This window comes from Methylibium sp., assembly GCF_013817345.1.
Classification (GTDB): domain Bacteria; phylum Pseudomonadota; class Gammaproteobacteria; order Burkholderiales; family Burkholderiaceae_C; genus Methylibium.
The window spans coordinates 1-5,558 of sequence record NZ_JACDCW010000159.1; the positions used below are offsets into that span (position 1 = coordinate 1).

Annotated in this window: 6 protein-coding genes; all 6 read left to right on the forward strand. The window is 69.1% G+C overall.

From position 1 onward, the window contains the following. Positions 1 to 284 (forward strand): DUF2069 domain-containing protein (locus H0W40_RS18845; RefSeq protein WP_292449310.1); only part of this gene is annotated, 284 nt, incomplete at its 5' end. A gap of 90 nt (positions 285 to 374) precedes the next feature. After that, the gene (locus tag H0W40_RS18850) at positions 375 to 1,778 is read left to right on the forward strand and encodes an FAD-binding oxidoreductase (protein ID WP_292449311.1); all 1,404 of its coding nucleotides are present in this window, start codon (positions 375 to 377) and stop codon (positions 1,776 to 1,778) included. Between the two features lie 54 nt (positions 1,779 to 1,832). Continuing rightward, on the forward strand, positions 1,833 to 3,362 hold the full coding sequence (locus H0W40_RS18855) for a BCCT family transporter (RefSeq protein ID WP_292449312.1): 1,530 nt from the start codon (positions 1,833 to 1,835) through the stop codon (positions 3,360 to 3,362). Between the two features lie 126 nt (positions 3,363 to 3,488). Next, a complete protein-coding gene (locus tag H0W40_RS18860; RefSeq protein WP_292449314.1) occupies positions 3,489 to 4,349 on the forward strand; it encodes a DUF3014 domain-containing protein in 861 nt (286 codons plus the stop codon). A gap of 144 nt (positions 4,350 to 4,493) precedes the next feature. After that, positions 4,494 to 5,264 (forward strand): septum site-determining protein MinC, encoded by a 771-nt coding sequence (gene minC, locus H0W40_RS18865; RefSeq protein WP_292449316.1) that lies wholly within the window; start codon positions 4,494 to 4,496, stop codon positions 5,262 to 5,264. A gap of 79 nt (positions 5,265 to 5,343) precedes the next feature. Then, positions 5,344 to 5,558: P-loop NTPase (locus H0W40_RS18870; RefSeq protein ID WP_292449318.1), on the forward strand; the 215-nt coding region annotated here is incomplete at its 3' end.

The window sequence follows — 5,558 nt, forward strand, 5'->3', positions numbered from 1 at the left end:
TGTGGCTGGCACCGACCGGCAGCGGCATGCTGGCCTTCAAGGTGCTGCCTCTGGCCGTGCCGCTGGCCGGGCTGCTCAAGCGCCGGCTCTACACCTACCGCTGGGTCAGCCTGCTGGTGTGGCTCTACTTCACCGAAGGCGTGGTGCGCGCCACCAGTGATCGTGGCCTTTCGGCCTGGCTGGCGGGCATCGAAGTGCTGCTTTGCCTCGTGCTGTTCGCGGCCTGCGCCTTGCATGTGCGCTGGCGGCTGCGGCATGCGCGGGCGGCGCAAGCCACGCCATGAGAGGCCGCAGCACAGCGGCGCGGGGGCACACATGAGCCACCGGGCCGTTCCTGAGGCGAATACCGCAGCGCGCAGCGCGCAGCTTGCCTGATGAGCGCTCTTCTCGACACCTTGCGCGCGGCCGTCGGGCCAACGCATGTGCTGGCCGAAGGCGACCTCGCGGCCTGGGAGCTGGACTGGCGCAAGCGCTACCGAGGCCGCGCGCTGGCCGTCGTGCGGCCCGGCAGCACAGCCGAGGTGGCGGCGGTGGTGCGCACCTGCGCCGCACACGGCGCAAGCCTGGTGCCGCAGGGCGGCAATACCGGTCTGGTCGGCGGAGGCGTGCCCGACGCGAGCGGCAGCCAGATCCTGCTCAGCCTGACGCGCCTGAACCGCGTGCGCAGCATCGATGCCGCCAACCTCGCCATGACGGTGGAAGCCGGCTGCGTCCTGCAGGCGGTGCAGGAAGCCGCTGCCGCGCAGGGCCTGCTGCTGCCGCTCAGCCTCGCCGCCGAAGGCAGTTGCACGATCGGCGGCAACCTCGCCACCAATGCCGGCGGCACCCAGGTGCTGCGCTACGGCAATGCGCGCGATCTGTGCCTGGGCCTGGAAGTCGTCACGGCGGCCGGCGAAGTGTGGGAGGGTCTTTCGGGCCTGCGCAAGGACAACACCGGCTACGACCTGCGCGACCTGTTCATCGGCAGCGAAGGCACGCTCGGCGTCATCACCGCGGCCACGCTGCGGCTGTACCCGCAGCCGGCCGCGCGCAGCACCGCGCTGGCTGCCTGCGCCAGCCTGGACGACTGCGTGGCGCTGCTGCAGCTGGCCCAGGCCCGGTTGGGCGCCGGGCTGACCGGCTTCGAGGTCATGAACGCCTTTTCGCTGTCGCTGGTGGCAAAGCACTTCCCGGCCCTTCGGCAGCCGCTTTCGCCCGGCCCGTGGACGGTGCTGCTGGAGCAGTCGGACACCGAAAACGAGGCGCACGCCCGCAGCCTCTTCGAGGGCCTGCTCGAAGCCGCGCTCGAGGCCGGCACGATCACCGATGCCGCGGTGGCCGAAAGCCTTCAGCAATCACACGAGCTCTGGCATCTGCGCGAGAGCATTCCGCTCGCGCAGGCCGAGGAAGGGCTGAACATCAAGCACGACATCGCCCTGCCCGTCTCCGCCATCCCCTCCTTCGTGGCGAGCACCGACGCCGCGTTGATGCGGGCCTTTCCGGGCGTGCGGCTGGTCGATTTCGGCCACCTGGGCGACGGCAACCTGCACTACAACGTGCAGGCCCCCGAGGGCCATTGCGCGGCCGGTTTCCTGAGCGAGCGCGAGGCGGCGGTCAACGCGCTGGTCTACGACGCGGTACAGGCCCACGGCGGCTCGTTCTCCGCCGAGCATGGGATCGGTGCGCTCAAGCGCGAGGAACTGGCGCGGCGCAAGTCGCCGGTGGCCCTGGGCCTCATGCGCGCCATCAAGCAGGCGCTCGACCCGGAAGGCGTGATGAACCCGCACCGGCTGCTCTGACGCGGCAGCAAACTCATCCTTCTCGCTCTTTTCCGCCTCCGATAGAAGCCCACGATGCAGCTCATCCTGTCTGCCGGCGTGATCCTCGTCATCGTGCTGTGGGGCCTCGTGTCGCCCGCTTCGCTCGGCGCGGTGTTCGACCTGGCGCTGGCCACCCTGACCCGCAACTTCGGCTGGTTCTACCTGTGGGTGGTGCTGGCGCTGGTGGTGATGGCCCTGCTGCTGGCCTTCGGCCGCTACGGCAGCCTGAAGCTCGGCGCCGAGGACGACGAACCCGAGTTCTCGATCGGCGCGTGGTTCGCCATGCTGTTCGCCGCCGGCATGGGCATCGGCCTGGTGTTCTGGGGCGTGGCCGAGCCGATCTCGCACTACGCGACGCCGCCGCCGGGCATCGAAGCGGGGACGCCCGCCGCGGCCAATGCCGCCATGCGCTACAGCTTTTTCCACTGGGGCCTGCACCCCTGGGCCGTGTACAGCATCGTGGCGCTGGCCATCGCCTTCTTCCAGTTCCGGCGCGGCAGCGTGGCGCTGGTGAGCAGTGCCACCGAGGCGCTGCCGTGGCGGGCGGTGCAGCGCTGCTCGATGCTCTTCAACGTGCTGGCCGTGATCGCCACCGCGTTCGGCGTGGCGGCCTCGCTCGGCATCGGTGCGCTGCAGATCAACAGCGGCCTGAACGCGGTGTTCGGCCTGCCGGTCGGGCCGGCGGCGCAGGTCGGCATCATCGCCGTGACCACGGCGCTTTTTCTCGGCTCCGCGGTGACCGGCGTGACCCGGGGCATCAAGTGGCTGTCGTCGATCAACCTGGTGATTGCCGGCTTGCTGGCGCTGACCATCTTCGTCGTAGGCCCCACCGTGGCCATCATCGACACCTTCACCAACACGCTGGGTAGCTACCTGAGCGAGTTCATTCGCATGAGCCTGCGCATGACGCCGTTTCGCGAGAACACCTGGGTGGGCGGCTGGACCGTCTTCTACTGGGCCTGGTGGATCTCCTGGTCGCCCTTCGTGGGCCTGTTCATCGCACGGGTCTCGCGCGGGCGCACGATCCGCGAGTTCGTCATCGGCACGGTGCTGGCGCCCACCCTGGCGGTCTTCGTCTGGTTCTCGGTGTTCGGCGGCACCGCACTGCACCTGGAAATCTGGCAGGGCGCGCCGATCGCCGAGGCGGTCGAGGCCGACGTCTCGACGGCCCTGTTCGCCATGTTCGACGCCCTGCCGCTGGGCACGCTGATGTCGGTGGTCGCCACCGGGCTGGTGCTGGTGTTCTTCGTGACCTCCGGCGATTCCGCCACGCTGGTGCTGGGCATGATGAGCACCGGCGGCAACCCCAACCCCTCCGCCAGGGTGAAAGTGGTCTGGGGCGTGCTCGTGGCCGCCATCGCGACCAGCCTGCTCCTGACAGGCGGCGTGCAGGCAGTGCAGACGGCCACCATCGTGTTCGCGCTGCCCTTCACCTTCGTCATCCTGCTCATGGCGGTTTCGCTGTGGCGCGGCGTGCGCGAAGACTGGAACGAGGAGCAGCGCCAGGAAAAGCTGCTGCGCCGGCGGCTGCGCGAGATCGCGGCGAAAGAGGCTCTGGAATAGGCCGCACCCTCTCGGCCGCGCGCGCCTTTGCAGGCCGGTGCCCGAGGTCCGCGCCTGGATGGCGGAACCCGTTTTGCGCTACTGTGTCTGAGTGCTTGTGACTCCGGCGAAATGCAAAGGACAAAGATGAATCGATTCGTGTACGCAGGAGTGGCGGTCCTGATCGCTGCCGTGCTCGGCGGCGGCTACTGGTGGTGGAAGCAGCAACAGCCGCCGGTCATCATTAATCTGCCGCCGCCTCCGGTGGCCGAGGCGCCCTCGGCGCCGATGCCTGCGCCCGCCCCGTCCGTGCCGGCGATCAAGTACCCGATCGACGCCCAGGCGGCCGCTTCCGAGCCGGGAGCCGGGCTCGCGACCGTGCCCCCGCTCGACCAGGCCGACCCCGTCGTGCGCTCCAAGCTCGGCGACCTGCTCGGCCGCAAGGCCGTGCTGTCGTGGCTGCAGACCGAAGCCTTCGCCCGCAACCTGGTGGCCACGGTCGATAACCTGGCACGCCCGCACGCTGCGCCGCGGCTGTGGCCGGTCAATCCCACCGAGGGGCGCTTCAGCGTCGTTCAGGACGGCGACAAGCAGCGCATCAGCCTCGACAACCGGGCGCGCTACACGCCCTTCGTGCTGTTCGTCGAGCGCATCAACGCCCGCCGTGCCGCGGCCGCGTATGCCGAGCTCTATCCGCTGTTCCAGCAGGCGTATGAGGAACTCGGCTATCCCGGCCGCTACTTCAACGACCGGCTGATCGAGGTGATCGATCACCTGCTCCAGACGCCCGAATTCGAGCAGTCGCCCGAGGTAAGGCTGACCGAGGTCAGGGGACCGATGAAGTCCGAGCGCCCCTGGGTGCGCTACGAGTTCGCCGACCCGGCGCTGGAGTCGCTGTCGTCGGGGCAGAAACTGCTGCTGCGCATGGGGCCGGTGAACGAGCGGCGCCTGAAGATCAAGCTGAGGGAGTTCCGCAAGGAATTGGTGAGCGGCAGTCTGGTGCGCTGAGAGCTGCGGCGCTGAGCCGGACTTGCCGTCCGCCGCGGACGGAAACCGAGCTCCTGCACCGGTTACCACAGGCAACCACAAGTCCAAGCGTGAAGAGCGACCGCTACACTGCGCCCTTTTCGCGAGCCTTCGTCGCCTGCCCTCATGGCCGTTGCCCAAAAAGCGAATGTACCCACGGCGCTCGAGATCAAGAGCGCCGCGCTGACCCTGATCGCGGTGGTGCTCAAGACCACCGACCTGGCCGCCCTGGCACGCGAACTGGACGCTCGCGTGGCGCACACGCCGGGCCTGTTCGAGCATGAGCCGGTGGTCATCGACCTGGGTGCCGTGCGCCAAGAGCCCGAGCCGATCGACTTCGCGGCCCTGATCGAACTGCTGCGCCGCTACGACATGCTGCCCATCGCCGCCAGACGCGGCGGCACGGAGCAGATGCTCGCCGCGCTCGCCGCGGGGCTCGCCGCAGCGCCTGAGGGAGCGCCGACTGCCGCAGCGGCGCCTGCGCTCGCCGCAACACCGGCGCCGCAAGCCGAGGTGATGTTGACGGAAGTGATCCGCGAAGTCCCGGTGCCGGTGCCTGCGGCCACCACGCTGGTGATCGACAAGCCGCTGCGCTCGGGCCAGCAGGTCTATGCGCGCGGCGGCGACCTGGTGGTGATGGCGGCGGTGAGCTTCGGCGCCGAGGTCATCGCCGACGGCCACATCCACGTCTATGCGCCGTTGCGCGGGCGCGCCATCGCCGGCGCGCGCGGCAACACCGAGGCACGCATCTTCAGCACCTGCATGGAGCCGCAACTGGTCGCCATCGCAGGCACCTATCGCACGCTCGAGGCGGATCCGGCGGCCGATGTGTTCGGCAAGCCGGCACAGGTCCGGCTCGAAGGAGACAAGCTGCTGGTCGAGGCGCTCGGCGCCTGAGCTGCCAACGGACAACACGCTACCGCCCGCCGCCAGGCCCGCAAACCCACTCAACATTGAACTGAAAGAACCCGCCCCGATGGCCAGAATCATCGTCGTCACCTCCGGCAAGGGAGGTGTAGGCAAGACCACCACCAGCGCGAGCTTCGCCGCCGGCCTCGCGCTGGCCGGCCACAAGACCGCCGTGATCGACTTCGACGTCGGCCTGCGCAACCTCGATCTCATCATGGGATGCGAGCGCCGGGTGGTCTACGACCTCATCAACGTGATCCAGGGCGAGGCCAACCTCCACCA

What these genes read in the sequence shown, in the direction of transcription:
- H0W40_RS18850 (WP_292449311.1), top strand. Translation starts at nt 375, where the DNA reads ATGAGCGCTCTTCTCGACACCTTGCGCGCGGCCGTCGGGCCAACGCAT.
- H0W40_RS18855 (WP_292449312.1), top strand. Translation starts at nt 1,833, where the DNA reads ATGCAGCTCATCCTGTCTGCCGGCGTGATCCTCGTCATCGTGCTGTGG.
- H0W40_RS18860 (WP_292449314.1), top strand. Translation starts at nt 3,489, where the DNA reads ATGAATCGATTCGTGTACGCAGGAGTGGCGGTCCTGATCGCTGCCGTG.
- minC (WP_292449316.1), top strand. Translation starts at nt 4,494, where the DNA reads ATGGCCGTTGCCCAAAAAGCGAATGTACCCACGGCGCTCGAGATCAAG.